This window comes from Baekduia alba, from assembly GCF_028416635.1.
In the GTDB taxonomy this organism is placed as follows: domain Bacteria; phylum Actinomycetota; class Thermoleophilia; order Solirubrobacterales; family Solirubrobacteraceae; genus Baekduia; species Baekduia alba.
This window is the reverse complement of the sequence record NZ_CP114013.1, coordinates 1,441,934-1,457,250: the sequence shown is the minus strand read 5'-3', so window position 1 is coordinate 1,457,250 and position 15,317 is coordinate 1,441,934. Positions and strand designations below refer to the sequence as shown.

The 15,317-nt window shown below is 73.1% G+C and carries 17 protein-coding genes; 8 read left to right on the top strand and 9 right to left on the bottom strand.

The window, feature by feature from the left end; genetic code table 11:
* Positions 1-167: 167 nt before the first annotated feature.
* Entirely contained in the window at positions 168-677 is a 510-nt protein-coding gene (locus DSM104299_RS07160; protein ID WP_272476608.1) for a VOC family protein, read from the bottom strand.
* Between the two features lie 115 nt (positions 678-792).
* Between DSM104299_RS07160 and DSM104299_RS07155 the strand changes: the two genes are divergently transcribed.
* The 4 genes from DSM104299_RS07155 (at position 793) to DSM104299_RS07140 (ending at position 5,595) form a co-directional block, all read left to right on the top strand.
* On the top strand, positions 793-993 hold the full coding sequence (locus tag DSM104299_RS07155; RefSeq protein WP_272476607.1) for a heavy-metal-associated domain-containing protein: 201 nt from the start codon (positions 793-795) through the stop codon (positions 991-993).
* Positions 990-1,892 (top strand): DUF8832 domain-containing protein, encoded by a 903-nt coding sequence (locus tag DSM104299_RS07150; protein WP_272476606.1) that lies wholly within the window; start codon positions 990-992, stop codon positions 1,890-1,892. The genes DSM104299_RS07155 and DSM104299_RS07150 overlap by 4 nt, the downstream gene beginning before the upstream one ends.
* A 114-nt stretch (positions 1,893-2,006) precedes the next feature.
* Positions 2,007-4,238, top strand: coding sequence for a heavy metal translocating P-type ATPase (locus DSM104299_RS07145; RefSeq protein ID WP_272476605.1), 2,232 nt, complete (start codon positions 2,007-2,009; stop codon positions 4,236-4,238).
* Between the two features lie 46 nt (positions 4,239-4,284).
* Positions 4,285-5,595: a cytochrome P450 gene (locus DSM104299_RS07140; RefSeq protein WP_272476604.1), complete on the top strand. Its 1,311-nt coding sequence runs from the start codon at positions 4,285-4,287 to the stop codon at positions 5,593-5,595.
* Here the strand turns inward: DSM104299_RS07140 and DSM104299_RS07135 are convergent.
* The 6 genes from DSM104299_RS07135 to DSM104299_RS07110 form a co-directional block, all read right to left on the bottom strand.
* Complete coding sequence (locus DSM104299_RS07135) at positions 5,582-6,526, bottom strand: hypothetical protein (protein ID WP_272476603.1); 945 nt, start codon at positions 6,524-6,526, stop codon at positions 5,582-5,584. The two genes, DSM104299_RS07140 and DSM104299_RS07135, sit on opposite strands and share 14 nt — an antisense overlap.
* Complete coding sequence (locus DSM104299_RS07130) at positions 6,523-6,903, bottom strand: cupin domain-containing protein (protein ID WP_272476602.1); 381 nt, start codon at positions 6,901-6,903, stop codon at positions 6,523-6,525. Before DSM104299_RS07130 ends, DSM104299_RS07135 begins: the two co-directional genes overlap by 4 nt.
* Before the next feature lie 125 nt (positions 6,904-7,028).
* Positions 7,029-7,217, bottom strand: coding sequence for a hypothetical protein (locus tag DSM104299_RS07125; protein ID WP_272476601.1), 189 nt, complete (start codon positions 7,215-7,217; stop codon positions 7,029-7,031).
* 337 nt (positions 7,218-7,554) lie between these two features.
* Positions 7,555-8,466, bottom strand: coding sequence for a hypothetical protein (locus DSM104299_RS07120; protein WP_272476600.1), 912 nt, complete (start codon positions 8,464-8,466; stop codon positions 7,555-7,557).
* A gap of 14 nt (positions 8,467-8,480) precedes the next feature.
* The gene (locus DSM104299_RS07115) at positions 8,481-9,404 is read right to left on the bottom strand and encodes a hypothetical protein (RefSeq protein WP_272476599.1); all 924 of its coding nucleotides are present in this window, start codon (positions 9,402-9,404) and stop codon (positions 8,481-8,483) included.
* Positions 9,405-9,467: 63 nt separating this feature from the next.
* Positions 9,468-10,391, bottom strand: a complete 924-nt coding sequence (locus DSM104299_RS07110) for a ribonucleotide-diphosphate reductase subunit beta (RefSeq protein WP_272476598.1) — start codon at positions 10,389-10,391, stop codon at positions 9,468-9,470.
* An 84-nt stretch (positions 10,392-10,475) separates the two neighbouring features.
* Between DSM104299_RS07110 and DSM104299_RS07105 the strand changes: the two genes are divergently transcribed.
* A complete protein-coding gene (locus DSM104299_RS07105) occupies positions 10,476-11,117 on the top strand; it encodes a TetR/AcrR family transcriptional regulator (protein WP_272476597.1) in 642 nt (213 codons plus the stop codon).
* Here DSM104299_RS07105 and DSM104299_RS07100 read toward each other — a convergent pair.
* Positions 11,084-11,887 carry a helix-turn-helix domain-containing protein gene (locus tag DSM104299_RS07100; protein WP_272476596.1) on the bottom strand — a complete coding sequence of 268 codons (804 nt, stop codon included), beginning with the start codon at positions 11,885-11,887 and terminating at the stop codon, positions 11,084-11,086. The genes DSM104299_RS07105 and DSM104299_RS07100 overlap by 34 nt on opposite strands.
* A gap of 52 nt (positions 11,888-11,939) precedes the next feature.
* On the opposite strand from DSM104299_RS07100, the gene DSM104299_RS07095 reads away from it, so the two are divergent.
* Positions 11,940-12,407, top strand: a complete 468-nt coding sequence (locus tag DSM104299_RS07095) for a VOC family protein (protein WP_272476595.1) — start codon at positions 11,940-11,942, stop codon at positions 12,405-12,407.
* Between the two features lie 22 nt (positions 12,408-12,429).
* Here the strand turns inward: DSM104299_RS07095 and DSM104299_RS07090 are convergent, their stop codons facing one another.
* On the bottom strand, positions 12,430-13,611 hold the full coding sequence (locus DSM104299_RS07090; RefSeq protein ID WP_272476594.1) for a glycosyltransferase family 4 protein: 1,182 nt from the start codon (positions 13,609-13,611) through the stop codon (positions 12,430-12,432).
* 74 nt (positions 13,612-13,685) lie between these two features.
* Here DSM104299_RS07090 and DSM104299_RS07085 point away from each other — a divergent pair, with 74 nt between their 5' ends.
* A complete protein-coding gene (locus DSM104299_RS07085; RefSeq protein ID WP_349294496.1) occupies positions 13,686-14,672 on the top strand; it encodes a glycosyltransferase in 987 nt (328 codons plus the stop codon).
* The gene (locus DSM104299_RS07080; protein ID WP_272476592.1) at positions 14,669-15,175 is read left to right on the top strand and encodes an AAA family ATPase; all 507 of its coding nucleotides are present in this window, start codon (positions 14,669-14,671) and stop codon (positions 15,173-15,175) included. Before DSM104299_RS07085 ends, DSM104299_RS07080 begins: the two co-directional genes overlap by 4 nt.
* The last annotated feature ends 142 nt before the right edge of the window (positions 15,176-15,317 follow it).

The following is a 15,317-nucleotide window of genomic DNA, read 5'->3' as shown; positions in this document are numbered from 1 at the left end:
GGGGACAAGTGCCTCCTTGGCGGCAAGCGGGAGCCTAGCGAAGTCGCGGACTTTGTAACAACTTCGTGACACTCGGCTCTATCAGCCTGTCGGGCGCGCGTGTAAGAAAGGCAGGCGGCCTTAAGACAGCCCACCCTGCCGAACCCGTCGGGTTCGAGCGTGCCGGACTAGCCGATGGCGGCGCGCAGGTCGTCGAGGTCGAGGTCGCCGAACGTCATCGCGATGCGACCCGACGCGTCGCGTGGCCACGCGGCCCGCGGGCGGTCCCAGGCGAGCTCGAGGTCGTTGCCGTCGGGGTCGCTGACGTAGATCGCCTCGTGGGTCCCGTGGTCGGAGGCCTGGCGGATCGGATGGTCGATCGCGTCGAGGCGACGCAGCGCGTCGGCCAGGGAGGCGCGCGTCGGGTAGTTGATGGCGACGTGGTGCAGACCGGTCACGCCGTCGGGCTGCGGCGGGCCGTCCTTCGACTTCCAGGTGTTGAAACCCAAGTGATGGTGGTAGCCCCCGGCGGACACGAACAGGATGTCGCCGGTCGTCCCCCACCCCGGCACGTCGCGCTCCTCGGCGATGACGTCGAAGCCGAGGACGTCGACGTAGAAGCCGCGGACGCGGTCGATGTCGGCGGTGCGCAGGTGGACGTGGCCGATGTGGACGCCGGGGTCTATGGGGTCGGACATGGGGGCGAGGGTAGAGGTTCTGACACCCCCTGGGGGTATTTGCTACGGTTCTGGCGGAGCGGTACCCCCACCCCGTATCCTCCTCCCCGCTGGCCCGAAAGGAAGCACCACGATCATGAGCTCCACCTACCCCGTCCAGGGCATGACCTGCGAGCACTGCGCGCGCTCCGTGACCGAGGAGGTCGCCGAGGTCGTCGGCGTGCGCGAGGTCGTCGTCGACCTGGCCGCGGGCCGGATGGTCGTGCACGGCGACGGGGTCGACGACGCGGCGGTCCGCGCGGCGGTCGACGAAGCCGGCTACGCGGTCGCGGCATGAACGACGCCCTGCGCCCCGTGGCCTACCTCGGGGGCCTCGCGGCGCTGTTCGCCGGCGCCCTGGGCGCGGGCACGCTGATCGGGGGCGGCGACGAGTCGCGGGCCCAGCCGCCGGCCGCGCACGGCGACGCGATGGCCGGCATGGCCGACGAGGGGTCCGCGGCCGGGCACGACGGCGACGCGGCGGGCCATGCCTCCGCCAACGGCGCGGCCTCCGGGCTCGCGGTCGCCGCCAACGGCCTGCGGCTCGTGGCCCCGTCCTCGGCGCGGGCCGGCGCGACGGAGCGCTTCGCCTTCCGGGTCGTCGACGGCGACGGCGCGACCGTGCGCGACTTCGACGTCCAGCACACCAAGCGGCTGCACCTCATCGCGGTGCGGCGCGACCTCACCGGCTTCCAGCACCTGCATCCGCGCCAGGACGCGTCCGGCGGCTGGTCGACGCCGCTGACGCTGCGCGACGCGGGCGCCTACCGCGTCTTCGCCGACGTCAAGCCCGCCGGCGGCGACACGGTCGCGCTGGCGTCCGACGTCCTGGTGGGCGGCGACTTCCGGCCCCGCCCGCTCCCGGCCCCCACGCGCGCCACGCGGGTCGACGGCTACGACGTCGCGCTCTCCGCGTCCCCCGCGCGCGACGGCGAGACCACGCTGACCTACACCATCACCCGCGACGGCGCGCCCGTCGCCGTGGAGCCCTACCTCGGCGCGTCCGGGCATCTCGTCGCGCTGCGCGCCGGCGACCTCGCCTACCTCCACGTCCACCCGCTCGCCGACGCCGACCGGGGTCAGATCGCGTTCGCCGCGCACTACCCGTCGGGCGGCCGCTACCGCCTGTTCCTCCAGTTCAAGGCCGCCGGGCGCGTTCACACCGCGGCGCTGACGCAGGAGGCGGGCGAGGCATGAGCTCGGCATTCAGCCGCTCGACCTCACCGGCCGTCCGCAAGCGGCGGGTTCTGGCATGAGCTCGGCGCTCAGCCGCTCGACCTCATCGGCCGTCCGCAAGCGGCGGGTTCTGGCATGAGCGCGGTCGAGCTGCCCATCACCGGCATGACCTGCGCGTCGTGCGCGAACCGCATCGAGCGCAAGCTGAACAAGCTCGACAGCGTCAGCGCGTCGGTCAACTACGCCACCGAGAAGGCGACGGTCGCCTTCGACCCGGACGCGGTCGCGCCCGAGACGCTCGTCGCGACCGTTCGCGCGGCCGGCTACGACGCCACGCTGCCGTCCGCCGACGGCGCCGCCCCCGCGCCCGTGGTCGACGAGCTGGCGCCGCTGCGCATGCGGCTGATCATCTCCGCGCTGCTCGGCCTCCCCGTCCTGTTGTTGTCCATGATCCCGCCGTTGCAGTTCGACAACTGGCAGTGGCTGGCGCTGCAGCTCGCGACGCCCGTCGCGCTCTGGGGCGCGTGGCCGTTCCACCGCGCCGCGTGGGTCAACCTCCGCCACGGCGCGGCCACCATGGACACGCTGATCAGCGTCGGCGTCCTGGCCGCCTGGGGCTGGTCGGTCTACGCGCTGTTCTTCGGCGACGCCGGCATGACCGGCATGACGATGAAGCTGTCGCTCACCGGCTCCGGCGGCGACGAGCTGTACCTCGAGACCGCGTCGGCCGTGACGGTCTTCCTGCTGGCCGGCCGCTACTTCGAGGCGCGCGCCAAGCGCCGCGCCGGCGCCGCGCTGGAGGCCCTGCTCGCGCTGGGCGCCAAGGACGTCGCGGTGCTCGACGACACCGGCGCCGAGCGCCGCGTCCCGATCGAGCAGCTCGCCGTCGGCGAGCGCTTCGTCGTGCGGCCGGGCGAGAAGATCGCGACCGACGGCACCGTCGTCGAGGGCCACAGCGCCGTCGACCAGGCGCTGCTGACCGGTGAGTCCGTGCCGGTCGAGAAGGGTCCGGGCGACGACGTCGCCGGCGCGACCGTCAACGCCGGCGGCCGCCTGGTCGTCCGCGCGACGCGCGTCGGCAGCGACACCGCCCTGGCCCAGATCTCACGGCTGGTGAGCGACGCCCAGACCGGGAAGGCGCCCGTCCAACGGCTCGCCGACCGCGTGTCCGCGGTGTTCGTCCCGGCCGTCATCGGGCTGGCGGTCGTCACGCTCGGCTACCGCCTCGGCGCCGGCGAGGCCGCGAGCGTCGCGTTCAGCGCCGCGGTCGCCGTCCTCGTCATCGCCTGCCCGTGCGCGCTGGGCCTCGCGACCCCGACCGCGCTGCTCGTCGGCACCGGCCGCGGCGCGCAGTTGGGGTTGTTGATCAAGGGCCCGGAGGTCCTGGAGTCCACGCGCTCGGTCGACACCATCGTGTTGGACAAGACCGGGACCGTGACGACCGGGCGGATGGCGGTGGTCGACGTCGCGGGCGAGGACCCCGCGGCGATCCTGCGCCTCGCGGGCGCCGTCGAGGACGCCTCCGAGCACCCGATCGCCCAGGCGGTCGCCCGCGCGGCCCGCGACGCCGCCCCCGCGCCGCTGCCGATCGCCGGCGCGGCGACGGCGCTCGCGCCGCTGCCGCGCGTCGAGTCGTTCGTCAACCGCGAAGGCCTCGGCGTCGAGGGCGTCGTCGCAGGCCATGGCGTGCAGGTCGGTCGGCCGGCGTTGATGGCCGACTGGGGGCTGCGCGTTCCCGCGGCGCTCGACGCGGCCCGTCGTGGCGCCGAGGGCGCCGGGCGCACCGCGGTGCTCGTCGCCTGGGACGGCGAAGTGCGCGGGATGGTCGCCGTCGCCGACACCGTCAAGCCGACGAGCGCCGAGGCGATCGGCCGCCTGCGCGCGCTGGGGCTGACGCCGATCCTGCTGACCGGCGACAACGCGGCGACGGCCCGCGCGGTGGCCGCCGAGGTCGGCATCGACGAGGTGATCGCCGAGGTGCTGCCGGCCGACAAGGCGGCGGTCGTCGCCCGGCTCCAGGAGCAGGGCAAGGTGGTGGCCATGGTCGGCGACGGCGTCAACGACGCGCCCGCGCTGGCGCAGGCCGACCTCGGCCTGGCGATCGGCACCGGCACCGACGTGGCGATCGAGGCCTCCGACCTCACGCTCGTCTCCGGCGACCTGCGCGGCGCCGCCGACGCGATCCGCCTGTCCCGCGCGACCCTGCGCACGATCCGGCAGAACCTCGGCTGGGCCTTCGGCTACAACGTCGCGGCGATCCCGCTCGCCGTCGCCGGGCTGCTCAACCCGCTGATCGCCGGCGCCGCGATGGCGCTGTCCAGCGTGTCGGTCGTGCTCAACGCGCTGCGCCTGCGCCGCTTCCGCTGAGCGACCGCCGCGCGGCCAGTGCGGGTCGGCGATGATGGCCGGGCGCATGCTGCTCGAAGCCGCCCTCGACGAGCTCCCGCCCGGCCCCAGCCTGTCGCCCCAGCGCCAGGTCTTCGGCTGGATCTTCCGCCCCGAGGCACTGATGGAGCGCGCGCAGCGCGAGCGCGGCGACGTCTTCACGCTGCGCCTCCCGCTCGGCCCGATCGTCGCGGTCAGCGACCCGTCGCTCATCAAGGACGTCTTCACCGGCGACGCCGACGTCCTGCGCGCCGGCGAGGGCAACCGGCCGCTGGAGCCGGTCGTCGGCCCGGACTCGCTCCTGCTCCTCGACGGCGCGCGGCACCTGCGACGGCGCCGGCTCGTCCTGCCGCCCTTCCACGGCGAGCGCCTGAAGGCCTATGCCGACGACATGGCGCAGATCACGCGCGACGACCTCGCCACGTGGCCGCTCGACACCCCGTTCCCGCTGGAGCCGCGCCTGCGCGCGATCACGCTGGCGATCATCCTGCGCGTCGTCTTCGGGATCGAGGACGCGCAGCGCGCCGCGACGCTCGCGCATCTGATCCCGGCGCTCGTGCCCGACGGCGGCGCGTCGTCGCTCCTGCTGCTGCCCGCGCTGCGCCGCGACCTCGGCCCGCGCTCGCCGTGGGGGCGCTTCCTCGGCGCGCGCGCCGCGATCGACCGGATCCTCTACGACGAGATCGCCGCCCGCCGCACCGACGACCGCGAGCGCGCCGACATCCTCTCGCTGCTGCTCGCGGCCCGCGACGAGGACGGCCGGCCGCTGACCGACCGCGAGCTGCGCGACGAGCTGATGACGCTCCTGATCGCCGGCCACGAGACGACCGCCTCGGCCCTGGCCTGGACCTTCGCGCTGCTGCACCACCGCCGCGACCTGCTTGCGACCGCGCGCACCGACGACCGGCTGCTCGACGCGATCGTCACCGAGACGCTGCGCCTCAAGCCGCCACTGCCGCTCGCCGTGCGCCGCACGAGCGAGCCCATCCAGCTCGGAGGGCACCACCTGCCCGCCGGCGCGCGGATCGGGCTCTGCATCCACCTCACCCACCGTCGCGCCGACCTCTACGGGCCCGACCCGCTCGCGTTCCGCCCCGAGCGGTTCATCGACACCACCAACAAGCCCGACACCTACGGCTGGCTGCCGTTCGGCGGCGGCATCCGGCGCTGCGTCGGCGCCGCGTTCGCCCAATTGGAGATGCGCACGGTCCTGCGCACCGTGCTCGAGCACCGCGACGTCACGCCCGCCCCACCCCACGGCCGCGCCGAGCGCACCCGGCGCCGCGCGATCGTCCTGGCGCCCGCGGCGGGCGCGCGGACGATCGTCAGCCGGCGCTAGCTGCCCGGCGCGCCTCGCGCCGCTGCAGCGTCCGCTGCTCGTCGCGCAGGATCTTCAGCGCGGGCCGGCTGCGCCCGTGCGCGTCGACGAGGCCCGAGTCCCAGTTGTCACCGTGGATCGCGTTCCACTGGTACAGGTAGACCCGCGTGATCCGCCGGCTCAAGGGCACCAACTTGCTGAACACCCAGCGCGTCGCCACGGCCGCGTGCGCCGCCGACTCCGGGAACGTCACCTTGGACCGGTTGCTGCGCCGGACGATCCCGCCGGTCTCGGTGAACCAGACCTGGCCGGTCGTGTGCGCGAGCAGCCGGCGCGTCCCGGTCGTGCGCAGGCGGTTGGCGTCGATGTAGTTGTGCAGCCCCCAGTAGCGCGGAGACTTCTTGGCGCCCAGGTGCTTGCGGTACTGGTCCACCCACGTCGACATGTTCGGCATGTCCAGCAGCTCGGCCCCGAGCACCGTGCACGCCGGGCACTCGCGGACGATCGAGCGGTAGTAGGCGGCGACCAGCTGCGGGCGGTGGCAGGTCGGCTCGCCGCAGTGGTTGGCCTCGTTCCACGTCGCGAACGTCGTCACCCACGGGTAGCGGGCGCGGAACTGGCGGAAGTCGTACTTGAAGCGCGCGGGCGTCGGCAGGCTGCGCCGGTCCACGCGCGAGTGCCCGAAGCCGACCAGCGGCTGGACGCCGTTGCGGCGCGCCTGGTTCAGCCACGCGTCGACCTCCTGGATCTCCCACGGGTGCTCCGTCGCGTCCCAGGACACGGCGAGGCGCGCGTAGCGGACGTCGAGCGACTGGAAGACCGGGTCGGCGAACATGTCCGGCTTCTGGTCGGCGATGCCGATGACCAGCGCGCTCGCCGACGAGGCGGGAACGAGGACCGCGGCCGCCGCGACGAGCGCGACGACCAGGCGTTTCAGCGACGAAGGGCTCACGGCGCGGCGACGGGCTCCTCCGTGAGCACCGTGTCCTCGTGCGAGTAGGCGGGCGAGCAGCAGCACAGCAGGACCAGCGGCTCGTCGCCGGGGTTGTCGAGCTTGTGCTCGACGCCCGGCGGCAGCACGGCGCAGTCGCCCGGGCGCACGTCGCGCCACTCGCCGGCGACGCGCAGGCGCCCGCGGCCACCGGTGAAGAAGTAGAGCTCTTCGGACGCGACGTGGTAGTGCGCCGTCGTCTGCCCGCCCGGCGGCACGGTGGCCTCGGCCAGGCTCTGGTTCTGCGACGGCAGCGTCGTCGCACCCGCGATCTCGCGGATGGTCGAGCCGTCCAGCGTCGTGAACGGCTCCCGCTCGTCCAGGTTGCCCACGTCCATCGCAGGCAAGGTACCCGGCCGGGCGGCGCGACCACCCTGCCCCGGGCACGCGCAGTGCCCGGGGCGCAGGGTCGGAGGCGGAGAGGGGTCGTTCTCCGGGGTGCTCGTCCGCGGTCCCGGCCGGACTAGGCCAGGGCGCGGCGAGCGGACTCGCGGTCGACGCGGTGGGCCGCACCGGCCAGGACGCGGGCCACGTAGGCCCGCATCTGGCTTGGGGGAGCTTTGGCTCGGCGCGCCTCGATCACGTCACGGATCGACGCGCTCGAACGCGGAGCGGCGGCCTTGACGTAGTCGGCGTGGAGATAGAACTGCATGACGGTGATGCTCCTTCGGATGATGGGAAGGGGCCACCGCCCTGAGGGCTGTGCCTGTGCCTCTGGTACGAGAGGCGAGGAGTCCTGGCGGGCGGCGGGCGCCCGCGGACTGGTGAAGGACCTAGCGCGCGAGCGGCAACGAGACGAGTCCACGGTGACCCTTGACGGCGTTGGCCGTCCGGGCCGCCGGGAAGGCGACCTGGGTCATCGTGGGGAGGATGTCGCGTCGGGTGACTCGCATGGAGATCCTCTCCTCTCTACTTGTAGGTCTTGACGACCTATCTGTAGGAGAAGTCCCGGGGACCGTATCGCGGCCCCCGGGAATTCGCAAGTGCGGTTAACCGGCCTTCGTCTTCAGCAGACCCTGGAGGACCGTGAGCGAGGGGCGCGGCTTGTCGTCAGGCCCGATCAGGCCGGAGTCCCAGGTGCGCTCGTCCCCCACGCCGGTCGACGAGGCCACGCCGGTGTTCCAGTGGTAGATGTAGACCCGCTGCACGCGCGGGCTCAGCTGGGCCAGCGTCGAGAACACGAACTTGGTGGCCTTGGCCGCGTGGGCCGGGCCGGTCGGGAACTTCACCTTCGAGTTGTTGTGGCGCGAGACGACGCCGCCGGTCTCGGTGAACCACACGGCGCCCGTGACGGCGCCCAGCAGCTTGCGCGTCCCGCTCGTGCGCAGCAGGTTCGCGTCGTCGTAGTTGTGCAGGCCCCAGACCTTCGGCGTGCGCTTGGCCGCCTTGACGAAGCGCTTGGCCCAGGACCCCACGTTGCCGCGGTCCAGCAGGTCGGCGCCGAGGACCGTGCAGGTCGGGCACGCCTTGCGCAGCGCGAGCCACCAGCGCGCGACCGTCTTCGGCTGCTTGTTGATGTTCGCCTCGTTCCACGTGGCGAACTCCTTCAGGAACGGATAGCGCTGGCGCAGACCCTTCAGCGACTTGGCCATCTGCGCGGCCGACGGGTTGTAGGACGGACGCTTGCGCGAGCGGTCGAACGTCAACAGCGGCTTCTCGCCCGCCGCCTTGGCGCCGGCCATCCAGCCGTCGAGCCAGACCGTCAGCCGGGCGTCGTTGAGCACGTCGTACGGGACCATCACCCGCACGTACTTGACCTTGAGCGCGGCGAAGCGCGGGTCGGTGAACATGTCTGACTTGTTGTCGGCGATGCCGACGGCGACCTTGGCTTGGGCGGAGGAGGCGCCGGCCAGGGCGAGCAGTGCGGAGATGAGGAGGAATACGGGGAGGAGTCGACGCATAAGCGTCGGCCAGGCTAGCGCCTCGCCGAACGCGCCACTTCGCCCTGAAGCACCTGCAGCGCCGGCCGCGCCTGGCCGTCCGGCCCGACGAAGCCCGAGTCCCACGTCGGGCCGCCGCCGACGCCGGTGTCCCAGTGGTAGAGGTAGACGCGCTGGATCCGCGGGCTCAGCCTGGTGAGCTTCTGGAAGATGAAGCGCGTGACCTTCGCGGCGCGCGCGGTGCCGGTCGGGAAGACGAGCGCCGAGTTGTTCGCGCGGCGCACGATGCCGCCGGTCTCCGTGAACCAGAAGCTCCCGCCGATCGACGCCAGCAGCTTCTTGGTGGTCTTGGTCGACAGCGTGTTGGCGTCGACGTAGTTGTGCAGGCCCCAGACCTTGGGCGTGCGGCCCGCGGCCTTCACGAAGCGCTGCGCCCACGGGATCATGTTCGGCTTGTCGAGCAGGTCGGTGGCCAGGACGTTGCACGACGGGCAGGCCTTGCGCAGCGCCAGCCACCACTTGGCGACGAGCTGCGGCTTCTTGTTCATGTTGGCCTCGTTCCACGACGAGAAGTCCTTCACGAACGGGTAACGGGCCCGCAGCGCCTTCAGCGCGCCGACGAGCTGCCGCGACGTCGGGTTGTAGGACACGCGCCGGGGCGAGCGGTCGAAGGTGATCAGCGGCGCGGCGCCGGTGGCCCGGGCGCCGGCCATCCAGGTGTCGAGCTGCGCGGTCGCCGTCGCGTCGGACAGGACGTCCCAGCGCAGGTCGAGGCGCGCGTAGCGCAGGTGCAGCGCCTGGAAGCGGACGTCGGCGAACATGTCCGGCTTGTTGTCGGCGATGCCGATGCCGACCGGCGCCGTCGCAGGCGCGGGCGCGGGCGCGGCGGCCTGCGCGGCCGCGGGCAGCAGCGCGAGCGCAAGCAGGGTCAGCGCGAGGAGCAGGCGGGGGCGGCGCATGCCCCGAGTGATCGGCCGTCGCGCCGCCCCTTTGAAGTCAGCGGCCTGCCCGCTGGACGGCCGTTACGCCGGGACGGCGTCGTCCTCGGGCGCGGCCGCCAGCGAGACGCCGATGACCTTCAGCCGCCGCGTCAGCGCCTGGAAGGCGAAGCCGTGCACCTCGTCGCTGCTGACGCCGAGGATCTCGTAGGACTCGCCGACCTCGTAGCCCCGCGGCGTCAGCACGCCGGCGGCGATCGGGATCAGCTCCTGCAGCGTCTTGGTGATCCGGTGCGCGAAGGCCGGGCTCTCGCGCGCCTTCTGCTGCAGGAACCAGGTGCCGTACGCGACGTGGCGGTGCTCGTCCTGGGAGATCTTGCGGAAGCCCTCCAGGAAGCCGGGCAGGATGCCGCGCTCCTCGAAGACGCGGGTGAGCGTGTCCTGGCCGGCGAGCGCCAGCGTCCCCTCGATGACCATGTGGTAGGTCGTCACGAAGTCGACCTTGGCGTCGAGGTCGCCGGGATCGGCGAGCAGCCGGCGGTTGGCGTCGACCAGGACGTCGTCGAAGAGCACCTTGAACGCGTCGTTGAGGTCCTCGCGGGCGCGGTCCAGCCGGTCCTCGAAGGAGCCGTCGTAGCCGATGACCTGCGTGTAGAAGTTGTTGAAGTGCTGCGCGTGGCGGACCTCGTCGACCTGCTGGGTCGTCAGGAACGCCTCCTCGCTCTGGGACTCGTAGGCGCCGACGAGCCCGTTGAACTGCGTCGCGACGCGCTCCTCCCCGATGAAGAACGACGACAGGAACCAGACGATGTGGTCCTTGTCGGCGTCCGAGATCCCCGCCCAGTCCTCCCGGTCCTGGGCGAAGTCGATCGTGTGGCTCTGCCACTGCTGGCGCTCCCACAGCTCGTAGAGCTGCTGGGGCGTCATCAGCACGACCTGGGACAGCTTGGACTCGTCGCTGATCGTGGCGACGTCGCCTTGCGACGTGAGCTCGAGGAGGTTGGCCATGGCGGGATCCTCCCAGGCCGTTTGACAGGGTGTCAAGTCGGGTTTGACAGGGTGTCAGCCCAGGGTGGGTATCGTGGGGCGCCAATGGCCGAGGACGACAGCAGCCGCACCGCCTCGCCCGTCGCGCACCGCGAGGGCCCGGCGACCGCCAAGCGCGCGCAGGTGCAGGCGGCCGTGCTCGAGGCGACCGAGGCGCTGCTGGCCGGCGGCTCGTCCTACGCGGACCTCAACGTCGAGAAGATCGCCACCGCCGCCGGCATCTCGCGCACCGCGTTCTACTTCTACTTCCGCGACAAGCGCGACCTGCTGATGCGGCTGGCCGGCGACGTCACCGAGTTGTTGTACGCCCAGGCCGACATCTGGTTCTCGGGCGACGGCGAGGACCCCGAGCGCGAGATCCGCGAGGCGCTGACGCGCATCGCCGGGCTCTACCGCGAGCACGGCGTCCTGATCCGCGCGATCGTGGAGGTGTCCACCTACGAGGAGGACATCGCGACGTTCTGGCGCGGGCTGCTCGCGCGCTTCGTCGACGCGACCGCGCGCCGCATCGAGGCCGACGACGGGCTGCCCGAGGGCGCCGCCCAGCCGACGGCGTTCGCGCTGACGTGGATGGTCGAGCGGACCTTCTACCAGCAGCTGGTCCAGGAGCGGCCGCTGGCGCAGGACGTCCTGATCGACGCGATCGTCGGGATCTATCGCGCGACCGTGTACGGCCCGCGGCCGTAGCGGCTCGGCGACCGTCCGGTCGCCTCCCGGAACGCGTTGGCGAAATGCGCCTGGTCGGCGTAGCCGAGGTCGAAGGCGAGGTCGGCGCCGGTGCCGTCCCCCGCGGTGACGCGCTCGACGGCCTCGTGCAGGCGCGAGCGCTGGAGGACCTGCTTGGGCGTGAGCCCGACGTAGCGGCGGAAGAGGCGCTGCAGCGCGCGCGGGCTCAGCGCGTGGCGGGCGGCGACGTCGGCCACGCGCGCGACGGTGGGCTCGGCGAGGATCGCGACGACCACGCGGTTGGCCAGCAGCGCCTGCGGATCGGGTGGCCGCGCGGCGGCGCGGCGGCGCATGAGGTCCTCGACGAGCGCGCGATGGGCCGGCGGCGCCCCGGCGTCCGGAAGCCGTACCGCGAGGCGCTCGCCATCGGGCCCGAACGCCTCGCCGAACGTCAGGATGCGGTCGGTCGTGCGGTGCGCCTCCAGGTTGTCGTACGCGATCGTCGGGAACAGGCCGGCGGCGATCCGCGTGCCGAGCGCGTGGCCGCGGCCACGGAGCGTGCGGTCGTCGCGGCGGGTGATCGGCCCGTGCACGAACAGGCCGTCGCTGCCGGCGCCGAGGTTCACGCACGGGAACGGCAGAACGCCCTGGACGTGCTCGGCGCCCGGCGCCAGGTCCCAGGCGACGTGCCAGTGGAAGTCGATCAGACCGGCCAGGTCGGGCGCCGGCGCGTGGCGCTCAAGGCGGAAGCCGGCCTCGGGCGGAGTCAGGACGCCGCGGCGGTCGCGCACGTGTCGCATTCTTCCAAGACCGGGCGGCCGGGCCGCCTTTAGCGTCGCGGCCATGACCTCCCCCATCCCTTCCGGCTTCCACACGCTCACCCCCGCGCTCATCGTCGACGGCGCCGCCGAGGCGCTCGCCTTCTACGCCCACGCGTTCGGCGCCGAGGTCCGGCTGCGCCTCGCCATGGGCGACCTCGTCGCCCACTCCGAGGTCCGCGTCGGCGACTCCATGTTCTACGTCAACGACCCGCTCCCGGACTTCGGGCTCGTCCCTCACGACGGCGAGGCGCGCTGGTCGAGCTCGCTGCTCATCTACTGCGAGGACGTCGACGTCGTGCACGCTCGCGCGCTGGAGGCCGGCGCGACGCAGATCACGCCGGTCGCCGACCAGTTCCACGGCGACCGGGTCGGCGCCGTGCGCGACCCGTGGGGGCACCGCTGGATCGTGGCGACGCGCTTCGAGGAGATGAGCGCCGCCGAGATGCAGGCGCGGCTGGACGCCTGGATGGCGGAGGGCGCGCCGCACTAGGCCGCGGCGCGGGCGCGGCCGGTCAGCCGCCGCGCTTCACCGCCTCGAACTCGCCCGTTTCCATCTGCCGCGCGACGTCCGCGTCGACCTCGCTCTGCTCCGCGTCCGGGTGTGCGCGGCGGACGCGGATCGCGCTGAGGCGGCGCAGCTTGAGGATCTCCAGGACGTAGACGAGGTAGGCCGACGCCGCCGTGACGAGGACCGCGAGGCCGGCGACCAGGAGCGCCCAGCCCGTGTTGAGGTGGCCGTGGTTGTCGGAGTACGGGATGAAGCGCAGCGCGACCGCGAACCCGCCGAGCAGCAGCGTCCACGCGTACAGGTAGATGAGAGTCTTGCGCTCGCTGAACCCGATGCGGTTGAAGCGGTGGTGGAAGTGGTTGGCGTCGGCGACGTAGACCTTGCGCCGGTACTTCATGCGCTTGAGGACGACGAACGTCGTGTCCAGGAACGGCACGGCCAGGACCACCAGCGGGATGACCAGCGCCAGGACCGCCTGCGTCTTGACCGCGCCCTCCACCGCGATGCAGCCGAGCAGGTAGCCGAGCAGGTTCGCGCCGCAGTCCCCCATGTAGATGGAGGCCGGCGGGAAGTTGTGCACCAGGAACCCGGCGGCGGCGCCGGCGGTGCACGCGGCGAGGATCGCGGCGTGGCTGCGGTCGAGGTCGAACGCGATGATCGCGAACGCCGCCGCGCTGATCGCGCAGACCCCGGCCGCGAGGCCGTCGACGCCGTCGGAGAAGTTGACGACGTTCATCATCGCGACGAGCCCGACGACCGTGATCGGGCCGCCGGCCGAGCCGAAGTCGATCGCGCCGAAGAACGGCAGCGTGATGTTCGTGACCTCGACGCCCGCGGCGACCGGGACGATCGCGGCGGCGACCTGGCCGACGAGCTTGACCGCCGGGTGGAGGTCGAAGCGGTCGTCGAGCGCGCCGACGAGCGTGATCAGCGCGCCGCCGATCAGGATGCCGACGAAGCGGTCGTGCGTGCGGTGCGTCGTCTCGATGAACAGCAGCCCGCTGACCAGCGCGCCCGCGAAGATCGCCAGGCCGCCGAGCAGCGGCGTCGACTCCCGGCCCAGGCCGCGCGCCTTGGGCTGATCGACGGCGCCCACGCGGCGGGCGAAGCGCGCCGTGATCGGGGTCAGCAACGTGGCCACGGCGAACGCGGCGACGAACGCGTAGACGGCGTCGAGCTCCGTCATCCGGGCTGAAGGGTATTCGGCGCGTCGGCGTGCGAGGCTTGTGCGCGGATTTGCGGATCTTGATGGTGACCCAGATGTGGCCGACGCCGGACGAGCCGGACCTCGGCGCGTTCCTGCTCCCGCTGCGGCGCGAGCTGGTGGCGCTGGGCCACGAGGTCGAGATCGCCGCGCTCTCGCGCCGCGGCGGACCGCCCACGAAGTACCTCGGGCTGGCCGCCGACGCGGTCCGGGCCGCCCGTCGCTTCTCGCCTGACGTCGTCTTCGCGCATTTCCTCTTCCCGGCCGGGGGCGCGGGGCTGCTGGCCGCTCGCGCGGCAGGCGCACCGCTCGTGGTCATGGCTCACGGGCAGGACGTCGCGAACCTGGACCGAGTTGCGGTGCGGTGGTCGACGCGGCCCGTCGTGCGGGGCGCGGCCGGCGTGATCGCGAACTCGCGCTGGCTGGCGGCGCGGCTGGAGGCGCGGTTCGGCGGGCTGCGGTGCGAGGTGGCGGATCTGGGCGTCGACCTGGGGCAGTTCGCGCCGGACGCGGTGCGGGCGGCGGCGTGGCCCGAGGACGGCGCTGACCATCCGCGGTTCCTGTGCGTCGGGTCGTTGATCGAGCGCAAGAACGTCATCGGGCTGGCCGACGCGTTCGCGACGCTGGGGCGTGGGTCGCTGGTGTTCGTCGGCGACGGCCCGCTGCGGCCGGCGCTGGAGGGGCGGCCGGGCGTGACGCTCGTCGGGCGCGTGGGACATGACCAGGTCGCCGCGTGGATCGCCGCGTGCGACGTGCTGTGCCAGCCGTCGTTGCTGGAGCCCTTCGGGCTGGCGGCGCTGGAGGCGATGGCGCTGGAGCGCACGGTGATCGCGACGACCGCGGGCGGTCCGCCCGAGTTCGTGACGGCCGACGCCGGCGTGCTCGTCGATCCAGGCGATGCGCGCGCGCTCGTGGACGCGCTGGGGCGCGCCGCCGCGATGCCGTCGCCGAACCCGGCCGCGCGGCGCGCGGCGACCGCGCACGACGCGGCGCGGCAGGCCGCCCGGATGGCGGACATCCTGGAGACCGCGGTACGCCGATGACGGCGACGCTCGTGCTGATCGGGGCGCCCGGCTCGGGCAAGTCCTCCGTGTTGGAGGCGCTGAGCACGCGGCTGCAGATCGACGGCGTGGCGCACGGGTCGATCGAGTCCGAGCAGCTGGCTATGGGCTGGCCGCTCCTCCCCGGCGTCGTGTGGATCGCCCAGCTGACGGCGGTCCTCGCGGTGCAGCGCGAGGCGGGCCGGGAGCGGTTCCTGATCGCGGCGACGACGGAGACGGCCGCGGAGCTGGCCGGCGTCGTGGCGGCGACCGGCTGCGCTGCCTCCGACGTCCTGGTCGTCTGCCTGAGCGCACCACCGGACCTGGTCGCGGCACGCATCACCGCACGCGAGCCCGACACCTGGCCCGGCAAACCCCACCTCATCACCCACGCCCGGCAGCTGGCGGAGACGATGCCATCGCTGCCCGGGATCGACCTGGTGCTGTCGACCCAGGGCCGCGAGGCGGCGGACGTCGCCACGGAGATCGCGGCGCGGCTCGGGTAGCGGGGGCCGATGGAGAGCGGCGCGGGTTGCGTCGCCCGGGGCGACGACGGACCGGTGCGGAGGCGTTGATGGTGCCGGTGGCGCGGACCGCGGCCAACGGCGTGCCGCGCCACCGAGACGTGTTGAGGCGCGTCAACCGAGG

What these genes read in the sequence shown, in the direction of transcription:
- DSM104299_RS07160 (WP_272476608.1), bottom strand. Translation starts at nt 677, where the DNA reads ATGTCCGACCCCATAGACCCCGGCGTCCACATCGGCCACGTCCACCTG.
- DSM104299_RS07155 (WP_272476607.1), top strand. Translation starts at nt 793, where the DNA reads ATGAGCTCCACCTACCCCGTCCAGGGCATGACCTGCGAGCACTGCGCG.
- DSM104299_RS07150 (WP_272476606.1), top strand. Translation starts at nt 990, where the DNA reads ATGAACGACGCCCTGCGCCCCGTGGCCTACCTCGGGGGCCTCGCGGCG.
- DSM104299_RS07145 (WP_272476605.1), top strand. Translation starts at nt 2,007, where the DNA reads ATGAGCGCGGTCGAGCTGCCCATCACCGGCATGACCTGCGCGTCGTGC.
- DSM104299_RS07140 (WP_272476604.1), top strand. Translation starts at nt 4,285, where the DNA reads ATGCTGCTCGAAGCCGCCCTCGACGAGCTCCCGCCCGGCCCCAGCCTG.
- DSM104299_RS07130 (WP_272476602.1), bottom strand. Translation starts at nt 6,903, where the DNA reads ATGGACGTGGGCAACCTGGACGAGCGGGAGCCGTTCACGACGCTGGAC.
- DSM104299_RS07125 (WP_272476601.1), bottom strand. Translation starts at nt 7,217, where the DNA reads ATGCAGTTCTATCTCCACGCCGACTACGTCAAGGCCGCCGCTCCGCGT.
- DSM104299_RS07120 (WP_272476600.1), bottom strand. Translation starts at nt 8,466, where the DNA reads ATGCGTCGACTCCTCCCCGTATTCCTCCTCATCTCCGCACTGCTCGCC.
- DSM104299_RS07115 (WP_272476599.1), bottom strand. Translation starts at nt 9,404, where the DNA reads ATGCGCCGCCCCCGCCTGCTCCTCGCGCTGACCCTGCTTGCGCTCGCG.
- DSM104299_RS07110 (WP_272476598.1), bottom strand. Translation starts at nt 10,391, where the DNA reads ATGGCCAACCTCCTCGAGCTCACGTCGCAAGGCGACGTCGCCACGATC.
- DSM104299_RS07105 (WP_272476597.1), top strand. Translation starts at nt 10,476, where the DNA reads ATGGCCGAGGACGACAGCAGCCGCACCGCCTCGCCCGTCGCGCACCGC.
- DSM104299_RS07095 (WP_272476595.1), top strand. Translation starts at nt 11,940, where the DNA reads ATGACCTCCCCCATCCCTTCCGGCTTCCACACGCTCACCCCCGCGCTC.
- DSM104299_RS07090 (WP_272476594.1), bottom strand. Translation starts at nt 13,611, where the DNA reads ATGACGGAGCTCGACGCCGTCTACGCGTTCGTCGCCGCGTTCGCCGTG.
- DSM104299_RS07085 (WP_349294496.1), top strand. Translation starts at nt 13,686, where the DNA reads ATGTGGCCGACGCCGGACGAGCCGGACCTCGGCGCGTTCCTGCTCCCG.
- DSM104299_RS07080 (WP_272476592.1), top strand. Translation starts at nt 14,669, where the DNA reads ATGACGGCGACGCTCGTGCTGATCGGGGCGCCCGGCTCGGGCAAGTCC.